At 53.2% G+C, this 17,063-nt stretch carries 16 protein-coding genes; 6 read left to right on the plus strand and 10 right to left on the minus strand.

Features of this window, described 5'->3' with window-relative positions:
* The first annotated feature begins 6 nt into the window (after window positions 1-6).
* Window positions 7-381, plus strand: coding sequence for a diacylglycerol kinase family protein (locus AB1L42_RS10770; RefSeq protein ID WP_367054557.1), 375 nt, complete (start codon window positions 7-9; stop codon window positions 379-381).
* 59 nt (window positions 382-440) lie between these two features.
* On the opposite strand, the gene AB1L42_RS10775 is transcribed toward AB1L42_RS10770, so the two are convergent.
* Window positions 441-1,316, minus strand: a complete 876-nt coding sequence (locus tag AB1L42_RS10775) for a menaquinone biosynthesis protein (protein ID WP_367054562.1) — start codon at window positions 1,314-1,316, stop codon at window positions 441-443.
* A 289-nt stretch (window positions 1,317-1,605) separates the two neighbouring features.
* Here AB1L42_RS10775 and AB1L42_RS10780 point away from each other — a divergent pair, with 289 nt between their 5' ends.
* From AB1L42_RS10780 to AB1L42_RS10800, 5 genes are all read left to right on the plus strand, one after another.
* Window positions 1,606-2,937, plus strand: a complete 1,332-nt coding sequence (locus tag AB1L42_RS10780) for a homoserine dehydrogenase (RefSeq protein WP_367054565.1) — start codon at window positions 1,606-1,608, stop codon at window positions 2,935-2,937.
* A 116-nt stretch (window positions 2,938-3,053) separates the two neighbouring features.
* A complete protein-coding gene (locus AB1L42_RS10785; protein WP_367054572.1) occupies window positions 3,054-3,638 on the plus strand; it encodes a dihydrofolate reductase family protein in 585 nt (194 codons plus the stop codon).
* Window positions 3,639-3,697: 59 nt separating this feature from the next.
* On the plus strand, window positions 3,698-4,531 hold the full coding sequence (locus AB1L42_RS10790; protein ID WP_367054577.1) for a sugar phosphate isomerase/epimerase: 834 nt from the start codon (window positions 3,698-3,700) through the stop codon (window positions 4,529-4,531).
* A gap of 9 nt (window positions 4,532-4,540) precedes the next feature.
* A complete protein-coding gene (locus tag AB1L42_RS10795) occupies window positions 4,541-6,232 on the plus strand; it encodes an arylsulfatase (protein ID WP_367054582.1) in 1,692 nt (563 codons plus the stop codon).
* A gap of 76 nt (window positions 6,233-6,308) precedes the next feature.
* Window positions 6,309-7,400 carry a class I SAM-dependent methyltransferase gene (locus AB1L42_RS10800; RefSeq protein ID WP_367054587.1) on the plus strand — a complete coding sequence of 364 codons (1,092 nt, stop codon included), beginning with the start codon at window positions 6,309-6,311 and terminating at the stop codon, window positions 7,398-7,400.
* 140 nt (window positions 7,401-7,540) lie between these two features.
* On the opposite strand, the gene AB1L42_RS10805 is transcribed toward AB1L42_RS10800, so the two are convergent.
* From AB1L42_RS10805 to tdh, 9 genes are all read right to left on the minus strand, one after another.
* On the minus strand, window positions 7,541-9,556 hold the full coding sequence (locus AB1L42_RS10805; protein WP_367054593.1) for a hypothetical protein: 2,016 nt from the start codon (window positions 9,554-9,556) through the stop codon (window positions 7,541-7,543).
* A gap of 244 nt (window positions 9,557-9,800) precedes the next feature.
* Window positions 9,801-10,742, minus strand: coding sequence for a dihydroorotate dehydrogenase electron transfer subunit (locus AB1L42_RS10810; protein WP_367054598.1), 942 nt, complete (start codon window positions 10,740-10,742; stop codon window positions 9,801-9,803).
* Between the two features lie 25 nt (window positions 10,743-10,767).
* Window positions 10,768-11,976: an L-2-hydroxyglutarate oxidase gene (gene lhgO, locus AB1L42_RS10815; RefSeq protein ID WP_367054601.1), complete on the minus strand. Its 1,209-nt coding sequence runs from the start codon at window positions 11,974-11,976 to the stop codon at window positions 10,768-10,770.
* 104 nt (window positions 11,977-12,080) lie between these two features.
* The gene (locus AB1L42_RS10820) at window positions 12,081-12,461 is read right to left on the minus strand and encodes a DUF488 family protein (protein ID WP_367054605.1); all 381 of its coding nucleotides are present in this window, start codon (window positions 12,459-12,461) and stop codon (window positions 12,081-12,083) included.
* A gap of 154 nt (window positions 12,462-12,615) precedes the next feature.
* Window positions 12,616-13,863, minus strand: coding sequence for an NADH-quinone oxidoreductase subunit D (locus AB1L42_RS10825; RefSeq protein WP_367054610.1), 1,248 nt, complete (start codon window positions 13,861-13,863; stop codon window positions 12,616-12,618).
* A gap of 41 nt (window positions 13,864-13,904) precedes the next feature.
* The gene (locus AB1L42_RS10830) at window positions 13,905-14,435 is read right to left on the minus strand and encodes an NADH-quinone oxidoreductase subunit C (RefSeq protein ID WP_367054615.1); all 531 of its coding nucleotides are present in this window, start codon (window positions 14,433-14,435) and stop codon (window positions 13,905-13,907) included.
* Between the two features lie 83 nt (window positions 14,436-14,518).
* On the minus strand, window positions 14,519-15,091 hold the full coding sequence (locus AB1L42_RS10835) for an NADH-quinone oxidoreductase subunit A (protein WP_367054620.1): 573 nt from the start codon (window positions 15,089-15,091) through the stop codon (window positions 14,519-14,521).
* 44 nt (window positions 15,092-15,135) lie between these two features.
* Entirely contained in the window at window positions 15,136-15,777 is a 642-nt protein-coding gene (locus AB1L42_RS10840) for a 4Fe-4S binding protein (protein WP_367054623.1), read from the minus strand.
* A gap of 139 nt (window positions 15,778-15,916) precedes the next feature.
* Window positions 15,917-16,948: an L-threonine 3-dehydrogenase gene (gene tdh / locus AB1L42_RS10845; protein WP_367054626.1), complete on the minus strand. Its 1,032-nt coding sequence runs from the start codon at window positions 16,946-16,948 to the stop codon at window positions 15,917-15,919.
* Window positions 16,949-17,063 lie beyond the last annotated feature (115 nt).

Here is a 17,063-nt window from a genome sequence, read left to right on the forward strand (position 1 = left end):
GATCTCATGAAAAACGACTCGTTTCTCATCAGTTTGAAGATTGCTATCCGCAGCCTCTTTGAAGCGGCAGCGACCGAGCGTAATTTTCGAATTCAGCTGGCTGTTGCTGTTGCGGTCATCGTAGCGGGAATGGTGCTCGGACTGACAACTTTAGAGTGGATCGTGATCTCGATCTGTATTGGCGGAGTTCTCTCTGCGGAACTCATCAATACCGCGATTGAGTCCGTCGTCGATCTGCTTCAACCTGATATCGACGAACGAGCCCGTCGAGCGAAAGACTTTGCAGCTGGAAGCGTTTTAGTCGCTTCGATTGTTGCAGCGATTGTCGGGCTGCTGATCTTCAGCCGCCATCTGCGTGAATGGCTTCAGTTCGGCACATGAGCGGCTGTCTTCGAATTGCTTGGTTCGAGGACGAGACGCCCGTGAAAGTCGCTAGCCGTTTAAGCTCGGGCGAGTGAATCTGTCGCAGCGTGTCTTCGCGTTCGAATTGTGTTCGGACGCGGGATCAGATTGTTTTCTGCGGCAAGTCTTCGAAACAGCCTCAAACCTGCGCGCTCCGCTTCACCCATTTTGAAATACAGATTCTTGGTCAGGTACTGCTGAGTCATCTCTTGTGGGAGCCCTAGAGTGTTGGCGCCATCGATGGCGATTTCATTGATGCGCTCGAGGCCTAAATCTCTCGCTTGTTGCAAGATTCGTTCGACTCCATTGAGCGCAAGTCCTGAACGAGTCGTCCACATTGCAAAGACGAATGGCAAACCGGTCCACTTGACCCATTCCTCGCCGAGGTCCCATACCGAATGAAAAGTTTCCTGCGGAGGAAACATCGCTCGATCTCCAATCAGCAGGACTGCGTCAGCAGCTGTGTCGGAGGTTGTCTGATTGAGCGGAAGCTGGATTCGATCCGGATGCACTCCGTATCGTTCTGCCAGCATGATTTGGGCAAGTGCTGCGCTGGTTCGGGAGCCTTCGTCGAGAGCCAGTGTTTTGACCTTCCCGGGAGGAACACGGAAATACAGTTTTACCGACAATACGGGGCCATGCGTTGCAACGCAGGCATCAGAGACGGTTTTGTAATCGGAATCGACGAATGCTTCGACAGATGGAATCAGGGCAACATCCAGATCGCCGATGGCGAGTTGATCTGCAAGCCGACTCGGAACGTCCAGTGAGAGCGCGATTTCTGGCTGATAAGTGTCGAGTGATTCAACAAGCGGGCGGCTGTTCAGATAGCTGACCGCACCGACTCGAATCGTTTGATGGGGCTTCGTTGAATCTGCTTCCATGCGCTCAGGATTTCTGTTTCGGCTGATCATGACATCAACTGCCTAATGAGAGGAGTTGTTTGGATTATAGGAAGCAACACTCGGCTCGCAATCTCCTTGACAGTGCGAGAAATTCAGATCCGCGTAAAAGTCACAGATCAGGAACCGCAGATCCATGGCGTGAATAACTGCATCTCCGGCATCTTGACGAGTGAAATCGTCGAGAAATCGCCCTTGTGCCTCCCGTCAACCCATTGATCCCGTTAATCTGATCGTGCGCCGGTCGGAGAGTCCCGGCCGCAGGTGTACTCATATTTTCAATGGTGGTCTTAAACCTCAAATGTCAGATTCATTGCGCGTCGGTTTAATTGGTCTTGGAACAGTCGGCTCAGGCGTCGCCCAGATTTTGACGGAACACGCTCAACGCACTGCCCAGCGAGCAGGACGTCCCATTGAAATTACCGGAATCGTGGTTCGAGATCCGTCGAAGCCTCGGCCAGTCGACCTCGCAGGAATTCCAGTAACAACCGATCCGTTGTCACTCGCGAAGTCCACGGACAACGATGTGATCGTCGAGTTGATTGGTGGTTTGTCACCAGCGAAAGAGATCGTGGAAACTGCTCTTGAGGCTGGCAAAGACATCGTCACCGCCAACAAAGCTTTGCTCTGTGAACACGGTGACACATTGTTCTCGAAAGCTCGTGAGTCGGGGCGGAGCATCGCCTTCGAAGCGGCGGTTGCGGGGGGATGTCCCGTGATTGCAGCGATCGGGCAAGCCATGGCTGGGAATCAGATTGTGGCTCTCGAAGCAATTCTGAACGGCACGAGCAATTTCATTCTGACTCAGATGCTCGAGAATGGAGTCTCCTACGAAGATGCGGTCGCTGAAGCTCAGGCGATGGGCTATGCGGAAGCCGATCCATCGATGGATGTGCAAGGCACAGACGCAGCCCAGAAGCTCGGGATTCTGACGCAACTCGCATTCGGAGAGCGACTCACCCCCGACAAGTTCCCCGTGCAGGGAATCGACGAGTTACTACTCGAGGATCTTCGATTCGCTGACGAACTCGGTTACGCCATCAAGCTGTTGGCCACCGCAAAGCTGGTCGACGGATGCCTCGAGCTGCACACACAGCCGACACTCATTCGTCACTCAAGACCGCTGGCTCAGACCAATGGGCCGTACAACATGATTGAGTTGACAGGTGATGCCGTTGGAAAAGCCTGGTTCTCAGCGATGGGGGCCGGTCAGATGGCAACTGCCTCAGCGGTTGTCGCGGACCTTGTTGATGTCGCTGTGGGACGTGCTGCGTTGACCTTCCGAAGGCTCAATCTCTGGCAAGCCGAACAACAGTTTCCGTTTCAGAATATCGAAGACATCAAGCGTCGATACTACTTCCGATTCCATGTGGAAGACCGTCCTCACGTAATTGCCGACATCGCAGATATTCTGGGACGAAACGGAATCAGCCTGTCCTCCGTCATTCAGAAAGAAGTTTCGGACGAAGAAGCTCCTGCCAAGCCGCCGATCGTGCCGCTTGTGTTCATGACTCATCTCACAACCGAGGGAAAAGTCCGAGCCGCTGCGAAAGAATTAAATCAACTCGCCAGCGTTCGACCGCCGTGGTTGTGTCTCCCCGTCAGCGATCCACAGGTCGCGAGCGGAGAATAACGGAACCGACGATTGGGATTGCCCGGTTCGGAATGACTCACAGTACAGCCTGAAGAGGACAATCTGCTGGACATTAAGGTCGAGCGCTTGGCCAACTCATAACCCGTGCCACATCGATGAAGACTCAGTACTACACCGCATCAACCCTCGATGGATTTCTGGCGACGGAAGATGACTCTCTTGACTGGCTCTTCCCGCTTGGAAGCATCGAAGAATCCAGCTACCCCGAGTTTATTGAGAACGTCGGGGCTTTGGCGATGGGATCGGCAACCTACGAATGGGTCGTTCGAAATTCTGAGAAGGCAGTCGAAGAGACCGGTTCTCGATGGCCATACACTCAGCCCACATGGGTGTTCTCAACTCGACAGCTTCCCGAAATCCCGGGCGCGGACGTTCGATTCGTCGAAGGTGACGTGAGTCGTGTTCACAAGGCGATGCTCCAAGAAGCTGACGGCAAGAATATCTGGATTGTCGGTGGTGGTGACCTGGCGGGACAATTCTTCGACGCCGGTCTGCTGGACGAGTTGATCATTCAAATTGGCTCGGCAACGCTGGGTACGGGGAAGCCATTGTTTCCAAGGACGGTGTTAAGCCCGACTTTGCATCTGACCTCTGTTCGAGCATTTGGATCAGGAATGGCGGAGCTGCGATACGATGTTCGGAGAGACAATGTTGATCAACCGGACGAATCGATTGCGTAGATTGAAATTTGTCGCATTCACTGAGCTGTTTTCGTGAAGGTCTGAGAAAGTCAACGTTTATGATTCCTTCGTGCTTCACCAACTCATATGGTCGCTTTGGCCCACCGGCTGCCTTTGAATTTCTCGCGTCCACCGGGATCACGCATGTTGAACTGGCGATCAAAAATGCTGGCGTGCCATCCTTCTTCGGTGAGCAGCCGGTCGCCACAGATCAGTCGACGGAAGCAGAGATCGATGCTCTCTCCGAAACGATTCAGCAATCCGGATTGAAGCTTTCGTCCTGCAATGTGACTTCAGGAAATCCATTGCTCCCCGAAGTTCTCAATGCCACGTTGAAGAAGATCGACCATGCAGCACGATTGGGGGTTTCTCTCATCGTTGCTGGCGGAGGCGCTATCGAAGACGAATCTGAGTGGCCAACACTGGTTGCGAACATGCGACAAATCGGCGACCGCTGTGCAGAATCTGGAATCACGTACTGTTGTGAAACGCATCCCGGAACATGCCAAAACGCCGAGAGGATGCTCGAATTGATGGAACGCGTTGATCACGACGCTGTCCGTATCAACTTCGATCCCGGAAATCTCTTCTACTACAATCAAACTGTCGATCTCTGGGCAGAGCAGCAGAAAATAGCTCCGTTCATCAGGCATGTTCATCTGAAAGACTGCCGAGGAAGGTTTGAAGACTGGTTCTTTCCCGCACTCGGAGATGGAGGGGCTGTCGACTTCGCAAAACTACGAACAGTCTTGACTGAACAGAATTACTCCGGGCCATGCAGCCTTGAGGTAGAGGGTATTCAAGGGGAAGTACCGCTGACGCTTGAACAAACGCAAGAACGGATCGTTCAAAGTGTCGAACACCTGAAGCAGACTGGTTGGACCATCAACTGAGGAACGCCCATGCTCGCTGCGAACACGTCAGATTTTCATCGACAAAAGCTCTGTCGCATGATTGCATTCTGGGCTGCCTGCTTATGGTTGGCGACTGCATCTGCTGCTGATCCCGTAGCAACTGAGGAAAAACCGAACATTCTGCTGATCGTGGCGGATGATCTGGGGTTCAGTGACCTGGGTTGCTACGGAGGAGAAATTGAGACTCCCGAACTCGATCGTCTGGCTTCCAACGGAACGCGACTGACTCGCTTTTATACGACCGGCCGCTGCTGTCCTTCGCGTGCAAGTTTGTTGACCGGACAGTATCCGCATCGAGTTGGCGTTGGTCATAAAGTCGAAGACTTGCGTCGCCCCGGCTATCGTGGCCGCATCCCGGAGGGAACGCCGACCATTGCAGATGTCCTTCAGGCGGGTGGTTATCGCTGTTTTCACTCCGGTAAGTGGCATCTCGGAACTCCCGATCCGACAGAGCACGGGTTTGAAGAATTCTACGGAACACTAATTAGCGCGCAGACGTTTTGGGACCCCGATCACTACTTGCGGTTGCCGGCGGGAAGGGAACGGATCGAATATCCCGAAGGAAGATTTTACGGAACAGATGCCGTCACCGATCATGCGCTGCAATTTCTTGAGATGTCGCAAGCAACTCCAGGTTCTCCCTGGTTTTTGTACGTTGCTTATCATGCTCCACATTTTCCGCTTCATGCACGCGAGGAAGACATCGCGAAATACGCGGACACGTATTCCGTCGGTTGGGACCAGATTCGTGAGGATCGATTGACTCGCATGAAGGAACTGGGAATTGTCGATCAGGATACGAACCTTACTCCCCGTTCGCAGTATTGGAATTTCGGAGAAACGCACACCGGCTTGAATCCCGAGTGGGGAACTCTCAGCTCAGAGCGTCGTCTCGATCTTGCTCGTCGAATGGCAATCTACGCAGCGATGGTTGATCGTGTCGATCAGAACATCGGACGGATCGTGGATGCACTTCAAGCAACAGAGCAGTTCGAAGACACCCTGATTATTTTTCTCTCCGACAACGGAGCATGTGCGGAATGGGATCCGTACGGGTTCGACGGGAAATCAAGTCCGAACAATGAGCTTCATGTCGGTGAGCAACTCGATGAAATGGGAGGCCCGGAAACTTATCATAGCGTCGGTTCAGGATGGGCGAATGCTTCAAATTCGCCGTGGCGATTGTATAAACATTTTAATCACGAAGGAGGGATTAGCTCACCCTGTATCGTGCATTGGCCAAACGGATCGGTTCCTCGGAATGTGGTCTCGCATCAACCGGCACACTTGATCGATGTCATGCCGACCGCAGCTGAAGTCGCAGATACAGAACTGGCCGACAATCAAAAGGGGCCAGGCGAGAATTTGATCTCGCTTCTCAATTCGGAAGACGATCGTGGTCGAATCCTATTCTTCGAACATGAGGGGAATCGTGCTGTTCACGCGGGAGACTGGAAACTTGTTTCCCTTCGCGACGAACCATGGGAGCTCTACCACATTCCCACTGATCGAACTGAACTCGTTAACCTCGCTGACCATCATTCAGAACTCGTTGAGGATCTCGAACGTAAATGGAACGAATGGGCGGCCGAAAATTTTGTCACTCCTCTTCCAGACGACTACGAAGTGAAATATCTCAGAAGACCAGGACAACAACCGCCACAACTCTCGTCGGAGTGAATCGCTATCCTAGCTCAAATGTTAATATCTAGGTTCGAACTAACTTCGACCGTAGTGCTAAGAATGAAAACTACGATTGAAGGCACTATTCGTTGCAGCAGATCTTTCGCTGCAAGCTGGAATCGCTCACGGGAAGAAGATGATTGAGGAACCGTCTGAATTGAACCAGTCCGAAATCATTGTGGAAACGATTCCCTGCCCTCTCTGCGGAAGCAGCGAGTTTGATCATGTGATGACCAATCGAGACTGGCTGTGTGGCGTTCCGGGTGAATACCAGTTTGTTGAGTGCAGTTCATGTACTCACGTCTTCCTGAACCCCTGCCCGATCGATGCCAGCTTGCCAGCGTGCTACCCGGACGATTACGGGCCTCATCAGCAGGCCACTCAGTCGAGTGATCCTGATCTGGATTACAAACCATGGTATGCACGTCCGCCGATTCGGTGGATTCCGGGAATCCGACCGTTGTACCACTGGCTGTCGCGGGATGACTCGCAAGTCATTCCAGTCCCTGATCCTCAGCACAATCGTGCACTGGAGGTCGGAACCGGTCGTGGAGATTTTCTGACGAAGCTGCGCGATGCCAATTGGAGTGCTCAGGGGATCGAACCATCCCCCGCTGCTGCTGACATCGCGCGCTCCCTTGGACATTCGGTCGAGACGGGAACGATTGAGAGTTCGAATCTGCCCGATCATACGTTCGATGCTGTCTTTGCATGGATGGTTGTCGAGCACGTGAAGAGCCCGCCTCAGTTTTTTGAACGAGTCAGTCGATTTCTGACTCCAGGTGGAAAGTTGTACTTCAGCGTTCCCAACTATGAATCGCTCGAACGTCGTTTTTTCGGTAAGTATTGGCCTGCTTGGGATGCTCCACGGCACCTGCATCAATTCCGACCGAGGATTCTGAGGCAGCTACTCAGCGATGCTGGCTTCACCGAGATTCGCGTCTCAAATCACCGGAGTGTGCGCGACTACTTTGGAGGAACCGGTCTCTGGTTGCTCAATCGGAATCCGAATTCGCGGCTCGGGAAAACTCTCCTGAATTGGTTTCTCGTAGCCCCGCCGATGTTTGTTCACCTTGCATGTGCACCGGTCGCCATTCTGCTCAGTTGGTTGAAGACAACGGGGCAATTGACCGTGACTGCCAAAATGCCAACTGGCGAATCCTGAAGCACATCAACAAATCCGCTTTAAAGATGTTTGCGAGAGGACTGTGTGCAAGACATGTGTCCCCAAACGAAACCATCGCATGTCGACAGGTCACTTTGACCGACGACATGCGATGGCGATAAGCAGTCGAGTTGGCGGGCTTATTTCGGCGGTGGGGCCAAACCAACGAAGATAATCAGGCCGTCGCCACCAGGGTTTCCGTCCGTATCAATAATTCCGGAATCGAATCCCAGGACGTCGGTCGCAAACTTCGGTTTCCAGTTGTTGACGGTCCAGACGTTGCCAGCTTGGTCAATCTGAACACTCGTCTGCCGCATCATGGGAACGTAGCTCGGAAGATTGCTGTCCGGGCCGTTGAGCGGAGTTCCATCATGCAGCAAAACTTCTTCACCTGCTGAGTGAACGGTGTAACCCGTCGACGGGGAAATCGGATCACCCATGGCTGCATTCACAGGACGCGTGGCAGGATTGGCTCCGGCGAGTTTGGACAATCGTCCCTGTGTCAGCACGCTGTCAAATCCGAGTGGTCCAAAATTCGAAACCCAGATGTTGTCTTCACCGTCGACAGTAAGTCCCCACGGACCAAAGATTCCGCCGCCAGTGTAGGCACCAATTTGAGTTCCATCAGGTGCGTATGCGTAAACGGTGTGGTTTTCCTGAGAAGCGAACCACGCATTCCCCATTGAGTCGACGTCGATGACTTTCAGTGTATGGCCCACATCGTGAGTGAACTCGACGATCGGATCGCCGTTGTTATCCAGAACGATCTTCGCGACGCTGCTCTGTTGTCTGCCTGACAATCCCCCTGAGTTCGTCACCCAAACTGCTCCGTCTGGTGCCACAGCCAATCCGAATGGAGCAGCGCCTGCGTGGAAATCAACCTGAACAGCCTGTTCCGGATTTCCACCTGGATACATCACAACAGTGTTGTTGCCGAAACTGGCCGACCAGACGTTTCCTGAATCGTCGACCTTGATTGCCTGAACGCGATAGGTTCCGCCAAAGAATCCGATTGGAATGGAGAGTGGAATGCCTGCTGGTGAAATCAGAGAGGTGCTTCCGTTCGCGTCATCATCTGTTCGGTCGGCCGTCGGCAGAAGATCACCCCATCCGAAGTTCCCGACCCAAACATGGTCATCCGGTCCGATGGTGATTCCCCAACCAACTCCGAGAATTCCTCCGCCGGTGATCGGTGAACCGGGAAGTCCATCACCACCCTTGGCAGGTTTTCCGTTTGGCTGCAGTACCATGATGTTCCGGGCGGAATTGGGAGTTCCCTGAACAACGTTGTTTGCGACCCAGACATATCCGCGTGAGTCGAACGCGACGTTTGCCGGACCACCGAGAAGAAATGCGTCGTCACCGGAGTCATTGACCTTTACAGTGACAACCCAGGAATCCGGCTCGCGATGCAGGACTGGCGTATACACTCGCTTGGCTTTTGTCAGCCAGTAGATCAATGAAGCATTCCAGCTGGGATCACGAGCCAGGTTGGCCAAAGCAACCACTGTATTGCGAGGCCGTTCTCCGCGATCGGTCTCTGTTAAATACAGCAGAGTCGATCGAATCAGATAATTGTTAGTTGTGGCCACGAGCAGGTTGGCGAGAGATCGAACTGTTCGAATGGAGTTCGTTTGATCAGCATTGGGTGACTTCTGGAGAACGGAAGACGTCCGTCCGCTTCTGGATGAGGCGATGTTCTCCGCCATCATCGCAGCGATTCGCAATGAGAATGCGTTGCCCGAGATTTCTCCGGTTCGATAAAACTGAGCCATCGAATAGGCAGCTGCGACGGTCGTCAGTTCGTTAATTGTCACATCTGAAGGAAGTCGATGACCAAGGATGGCCACATACTCGTCGCCGTATCCGACTTCCGCTGTGACAAAGAAAATGCTGTCGGTCTTATCTTTCCGTGCCTTCAGTTTGAAGTCGCCGTTTTTCTTCGAAGTCGTTTGTCCGACGACATTTGGTCGTCCTTCGGTAGCTTCATAGAGCGTGACACGGACTTTGGAGTTCGGTTTTGAATGCTTCGTTCCTCCAGTCTGAACAGTTCCTTTCAGCCAGTCGCTTTTCGCTTCAAGTTCTCCTGGCATCGTCAGGAATATTCCTGTGATCACCATGATCATTGCGGCAATGTAGTTGGAAGCCGTATTCATTGAAGAAAACTTTCTCTCACATTGAGTCAACGGAAGAATGGAAGGGTGAGAATTAGGTTGACTATAGAACAAGGTGTGAGGGAACGTGTCGACTAAATACAACACTCGCCGGACTTAGGGAGAACCCTAATCGCATCGGCGATCGAATTCATGTTGGACGGTTTGCAGCGATTCAACCACCGCCGCGAATGAATCCGCACGATCGAATGAACTTGTATGACTCATCTAACGCGAGTAATCAGCGTTACTGGAGAGCTAGACTCTCTGCTCGAAAGACTGGCCCTTCGATACAAGTCCGACGGTAGTCCCAGCCGTCATCGGTGACGACTTTTGTCACACAGCTGAAACAGGCACCGAAGCCGCAAGCCATAGGAGTTTCGAGGGAGAGCCAGCAGGGAACATTTTCTGCCAGACAAATGCTCGCAACAGCTGCCATCATTCGCTCTGGTCCGCAGCAGTAAACGCCGTCGGGGCGATCATCACCTTGTGCTGAGAGGTTCCGAGCAACGAGTTCGGTGACAAATCCGTGATGCCCGGCCGATCCATCGTCGGTTGATGTTTGAATGCGAAATCTTGAACTCTCAAAGTCGTCGAAGTCAGACAGATCGGCGAGATAGCGCTGACTTTGGGCTCCATAACAGAGAGTTACTCGGCGTTCTGAATTTGTCGAGGCAAGTGACCCGCGTGAACTCTCTTGGAGTTCTCCATACGTCCGTTTTCCGAGCGTCTCCCTCGTCACAGCGAGAAACGGGGTGTAACCGATTCCTCCTCCGACACACATGAGGTGATTTCCTTCGTAGAACGGAAACCCATTGCCCAGCGGTCCCCAGATGACGACGTTTTCTTCGCTTTCCCATTCGCTCATCAGGTTGGTCATTTTCCCAACGACGTGATAGGCGAACTCAAGAGCGACGGGCGATCCCTGCTCGTCGACAATTGTGTCGTACAGCGCAAATGGGCGGCCGAGCAGCGGGTCCGTTCCTTGCTCGGGCCGGATCATGAAGAACTGTCCTGGCGTGATTGTCTGGGCCAACTCGCTCGCATCAACACGAATCGCGAACGTCTTGTCGGCGAGGACTCGCTGAGACAAAATTTTTGCTGTGTGTTGCTTCGCATAGTCGTTTTGGCCGGGGAGCGCGACTGGCTCGCAAGACTGAGATTCGGGATTGGAATATTCACGGTTCATGGATTGTTCTCTCTGGCCCGAGACGTCAGTTTGAGAAGGCACTTTTTGAGCTGAGTTTGTCGACGATCAGTTTACCGATATTCAAAGAGGAGGTCGCTGCCGGAGAAGGAGCATTTCCAACATGCACGATGCGATCTGACTCCTGAAACAGGAAGTCATCGATCAGCATTCCGTCGCGACCGAGGGCCTGAGCTCGGACTCCGGCGGGAGCTGCGATCAGGTGTTCTTTTTTGATGTCGGGAATCAGTTTTTGAAGCGCGGTGACGAATGCAGATTTGTTCCACGATCGCCACATTTCGTCCAACCCTGCTTTCCAGTTTCGGGCTGCAAGTTTGAGAAATCCGACATGTGAGAGTGACTGCGAGAGGTCTCGGAACCGGACATCGGTCTTTTGATAGCCGTCCCTGGCGAATGCGAAAACCGCATTCGGTCCACACTCGACCCCCCCGTGGATCATCCTGGTGAAGTGGACGCCGAGAAACGGGAATTTAGGATCGGGAACCGGATAGATGAGTCCTCGGCAGAGATGCTCGGCTTCTCGCTTGAGATAGAAGTATTCGCCGCGAAACGGAACGATGGGAGCTTCCGGTCGCTGATGCGAAAGTGAGATCAATCGGTCTGCCCACAGCCCGCCGCATGTCACGAGAATATCTGCTTTCAATTCCCCTTGCGTGGAGTCGACGATGACTTGAGATGGCTCCTGTCGAATCGCAGTGACTTCGGCATTCAACCAGATGCGATGCCCCGCCTCTGTCAGCTTCTTGGCGAGCCGTTCGCAGACGAGTCGGTAGTCGACAATTCCGGACTCAGGAACATGAATCGCCTGCACTCCAGCGACATTGGGTTCGAGTTCAAGCAAACGTGTGCGATCAATGATCTCGCAGTTCACGCCGTTGGCGAGCCCGCGTTCGTAGATGTCCTGAAGACGCCCGAGTTCGCTCTCATTCGTGGCGACGATGACCTTTCCGCAGAGGTCGTAGGGAATCCCTTCTTCGTCACAGAACTTCTGCATGGCAAGCTTGCCGGCGCGGCAGTTCCTGGCTCGATAAGTTCCCGGTTTGTAGTAGATGCCGGAATGCAATACGCCGGAATTGTGCCCAGACTGATGCATCGCGATCTGTGATTCTTTCTCCAGAATCACAATCTTTTTTCCGGGATATCGCTGCATCAATTCAAAGGCAGTCGCCAACCCGACAATCCCGCCTCCGATGATCGCAACATCGCACCTTTGCACAGCTGGGCCTCTCTCTTGATCTGGCGGGGAACGCATTCTGATGAAGTCGCTGGTCAGACGCGACAGTCTAGATTGCCGTCAATCCGAACCACAGAATGCGGCAATCAGCCCTTACTGTCGCGGGTTGGCCACCTTGCGACAAGGAACTCTTTCAAAACGGCTGCGTGACCAGCTGCGATGTCTTTGGTACTGGTCACGAGTGTGACGACATCGTGGCACTTCAATGAGTTGATTGTCGACTCAACTTCGTCGATGTTCTCGAGGAGTTCGGTTCGATAGCGTTTGGCGAACTCGTCAACCTGCGACAGGTTTTGATGGAACCATTTCCGAAGATCGTTCGAAGGTGTCCAATCCTTCGCCCAAAGGTCGATCTGAGCAGCTGCCTTCGAAATTCCTCGGGGCCAGAGACGATCGACGAGAACTCGAAAACCGTCGGCGGGGGATGCTTCGTCATAGATTCGTTTGACTCGAATCGTGGTTCCCATCGCACACTCGCATGAATTCATCGAGGGCCGAGTGTCGTCCGAAGCGTCTTTCAACTCGCAGCAACATCGTTCAGCTCAGTGGCTGCGCATCTTGTCGCTGTTGCTGAATGTTTGACTCACCTGCTTCGTTGCGAGGTCATCTCCCGAGATCGGCCTAGCGGTCGATTTCACCCATCACGATATCGAGGGATCCGACAATTGAAGGGATATCAGCCAGGAGGACACCTTCACACAGCGGTCCGGTGATCGAAAGGTTGCAGTAGCAAGAACTCTTCGCACGTGCTCGCATCGGTTCGGCTTGTCCATCACCAACGATGTAGAAGCCCATCCAGCCGCGTGGGCATTCGGTCTCGAGATAGCATTCGTCGACCGGAAGTTTGGTCGTCATTTTGTAAGGAACTCGGAAGTCCCCTTCACTGCTTGGGTATTTCTCCAACCCTTGACGGACGAGCTTGATCGCTTCGACCACTTCGAGCATTCGCACGAAGAAGCGACACCAGTTGTCCCCGAGGACAACTTCCTTCGGAATTCCGGAAACCCCATCGAACGGAGCGCTGATGACGTCAAAGTCATATCCGTCGTACATCTGAGTGTAAATCGGATCTCCGTCGCGGCGAAGGTCGCGTTTAATGCCGCTTCCTCGCAGCACAGGACCGGTGCAGCCGTAATCGACAGCCATTTCGGGGCTCAAAATTCCGAGTCCGGCGGTCCGTTTGATGAAGATCGAATTGCGTGTCAGCAGGGTGTGGTATTCAGCGATACGCTTTTCGAGCCATTCCAGGAAGAGCAGAACGGCGTCAGACCATTTCAGCGTGAGGTTAGGATCTTTTCCTGTCAAAGCAGCCAGGCCTGACGGAATTTGAATGTTTTTCGGGAGGTCGTGAGTCGCTCCACCAATGGTGAGATAGCTGTAGGTCAGTCGAGCACCGCAAGCTTCTTCGAACAGGTCGAGAATGATTTCACGTTCGCGGAAAGCGTAAAGGAACGGGCTGAAGCTTCCGAGGTCGAGACCATAAGCGCCCATCCCAACAAGGTGGCTGGCGATGCGACCGAGTTCAGCGATGATCACTCGGAGCGTTTGGGCTTTTTCCGGGAGTTCAATCCCCAGAAGCTTTTCGAATGTCAGCGACATGCCGAGATTCATGTTCATCCCGGCGAGGTAATCCATACGGTCGGTGTATGGAATCCACTGCGGTCCGGTGAGGTTTTCACCAATCTTTTCGGCACAGCGATGCAAGTATCCGATGTGCGGTGTCACTTCGTAGACGACTTCACCATCGGTGCGAAGCAGGAGTCGCAACACGCCGTGAGTACTTGGGTGCTGCGGCCCCATGTTGACGAGCATTTCGTCGGTTCGAACATCAAATTCGATGATTCGCTGATCTTCAAGCTGAGTTGCCATGTCTTCTCTCAATAAGCTGCAGCGGGAACGCGGGGCTGTGACTAGCCTCGAATGCCGTGATATTCCAATGGGAACTCGTAGTCTTTACGAAGCGGGTGGCCTTCCCAGTCATCGGGGCAAAGAATTCGAACGAGGTTCGGATGACCTTCGAAGAAAATCCCGACGAGGTCGTAAGCTTCGCGCTCATGCCAGTCTGCGATCGCCCAGACTCCAGAGACTGATGGAACGCTTGGCAGTTGACCCGATTGATCATCTTTCCAGCGAGGAAGTTTCACCTTCAGAGTGATCTTGTGATTGTGTTCGATGCTCAGCAGGTGATAGACGACTTCGACGTGCGGCTCGAAAGGAAACTTCTTGGCGAGTTTCGCGTCTGGTTCGAGGTAATCAACGCCCGAGAGATCGCAGAGCATGTCGAGTTTCAGGGCCGGATCACTTTTGACGAACTGGCCAACTTCAGCAATTCGTGGTGCAGCGATTTCGATCCAGGGATCTTTCGCACCGGCTTCGAAGCCGAGAACCACCTCTTCTCCAAACCGATCGGTCAGCGACTGATGAATTTCTTGTGGCGTCATGATTTCTGTCTGCACTAGCTGCCGGGGCAAGTTGAATCGGAGAATCGATTCGGACCCGGAATTCAATTGGAGATTCGGCTAAATCAAGAGACGAGTTGCGAATCGACTCGGGCTTCATTTTGTGAGTTTTTACGCCCCTGTGCACGGGCGATTTTCGCCTGATTGACCATCGCTCGAACCCAGTCGAGGTCGCCGCGTCGCCAGACATAAGCGAATCCGACCAGCAGGACTCCGAAGAAGACAAGAATGTCCGCGAATCCAGTCCATGCGATACGAAGTGCATCGGAAGCGGCAATTGCTGTTTCTGCAGTTGCTGTTCCGGGCTCAAGATTCAAGAGTTTGTCGGTGAGATTGGTGCGGGCAGCTTCTGTAAGCCGCGTGTCTGCCAGTTGCGTGACTCCTCCGAAGACTGTTGCCCACGGGAAGAAGAAGACGACTTCGACGTCGAAGATGATGAAGAGCAGTGCGACGACGTAAAAGCGAATATCAAACTGGACGTAGCTTGATCCGATCGTAGGTTCACCACACTCGTAGACAGCGTCTTTTTCCGGCGTCGGGAGACTTGGTCGCACGAGCCGACCGATCAACATTGGAGCTGCTACGAGAACTGCGCCCGCAATGATGAAGAGGATGAAGTGAACAAGAATGTCAGTCATGGAAAGGCTACAATTTCGAATGAAGAGACGGGTCGTTTCGTCAACTATTCCGCTTCAGAGTATTCAAACGGGCTTGGCTCACCCTTCACCCAAACCGGTTCGTAGAGAACCTTGGATTCGGCGACAGAAGTTGGATTCAGTGTGGCCTGTCCCCATGCTGTTTCCAGTGGAAGCTTCGCGTAATCCACAACACAACCGTCACGGCTGTAGCAGCTGAGATCGTGGTTAGAGCCCATGAAAATGCAGTCGACCGGACAAGGTTCGACGCAAAGTGCACAGAACATGCATTTTGTGTAGTCGATGGTGAACCCGTCGATTCGAAAGCCTTTGCCAACCGGGCTTTTCTCTTTTTCAATGTAGATACAGTCAACAGGGCAAGCCGCAGCACACTTTTCACAACCGATGCAAGTCGTCAGGTCGAAGCGGTGGAATCCGCGATAACGAGCTTTCACCGGAACCGGAGTTTCCGGATATTCGTAAATTTCGGCAAAGGCTTTTCGCTGGTAGGTCTTCCCCATTGTAAAGAGGGTGATCCACATTCCCTTGATCACTGTCGAAACAGCAATCCAGACGTTGCGAAACCAGTCAAACATGATCCATTGACCTGTTGGGCGTTCTCGATAGAGAGTCACGATTGTTTTGATGTGGCGGCGAATTGCACTGATGGCGATTCCACACACGTCCACAACCAAACGTAACTCGTTCGCTGAAAAGCATTATAGGTGTGGCGTCGCCCGCCGCAACCGATCTGTCTGGCATGGATTTCGTCATTCCCGAAGTCGGGAGATGATCGCAGCGTTCACAGCAAGAACTGAGGATTTCGCCTTAAAAAACGGTCCAGTCGAGGATGACTTTTCCAGATTGTCCGGAATTCATCACGTCAAAACCCTTCTGGAACTCATCGGCACCGAAACGGTGAGTGATGACTGGAGTGAGATCGAGCCCCCCTTGCAGCATGACCGTCATCTTGTACCAGGTCTCATACATCTCTCGACCGTAGATGCCTTTGATGGTCAGCATGTTGAAAATAACGATGTTCCAGTCAATTTCGATCGGTCGGGGCGGAATCCCAAGCATGGCGACCTTTCCGCCGTGACACATATTCTCGAGCATTTCACGGAACGCAGACTCATTTCCGGACATTTCGAGTCCGACGTCGAAGCCCTCCTTCATTCCCAATTCTTCCTGAACGTCCTTGATGCGCTCGGATCGGACATCGACGACTCGTGTTGCTCCCAGCTTCTTGGCGAGTTCCAGCCTCCACGGATTGACATCTGTGACAACGACAAACCTTGCCCCCGCGTACTGGCAGACGGCAGCTGCCATACAGCCGATGGGACCTGCTCCGGTGATCAACACATCTTCCCCGAGCACGTCAAAGGACAAAGCCGTGTGAACGGCGTTCCCGTACGGATCGAAGATGGAAGCGACCTCGCGATCGATGTCATCAGCGTGATGCCAGACATTGGTTTGCGGAATGGAAATGTATTCCGCGAATGCCCCTGGTCGGTTCACACCAATGCCAGAGGTGTCTGCACAGAGATGACGTCGGCCAGCGAGGCAGTTCCGACAGTGGCCGCAGACAACATGCCCCTCTCCACTGACGATCTCGCCGGGGTAGAAGTCTTTGACGTTATCACCGACTTCGATGATTTCCCCGACGAACTCGTGACCAACCACCATGGGAACAGGAATCGTCTGGCTGGCCCATGCGTCCCAATTGTAGATGTGGAGATCCGTGCCGCAGATGCCGGTCTTCTCAACGCGGATGAGAACGTCGTTGATTCCGACGTTCGGCATGGGAACGTCTTCCAGCCATAGTCCAATTTCAGAACGACTCTTTACCAGCGCTTTCATTGAAATCTCAATGCAATTTGGATTGGTCAACGCGATTGGAACAGGGCTCCGCCAACGCGATTGTAGCGAGGTCCACAGGCAAAGGTGAGAGCCAGAATTTCTGAATTCGATGTGA

This window comes from Thalassoglobus sp. JC818, assembly GCF_040717535.1.
Classification (GTDB): domain Bacteria; phylum Planctomycetota; class Planctomycetia; order Planctomycetales; family Planctomycetaceae; genus Thalassoglobus.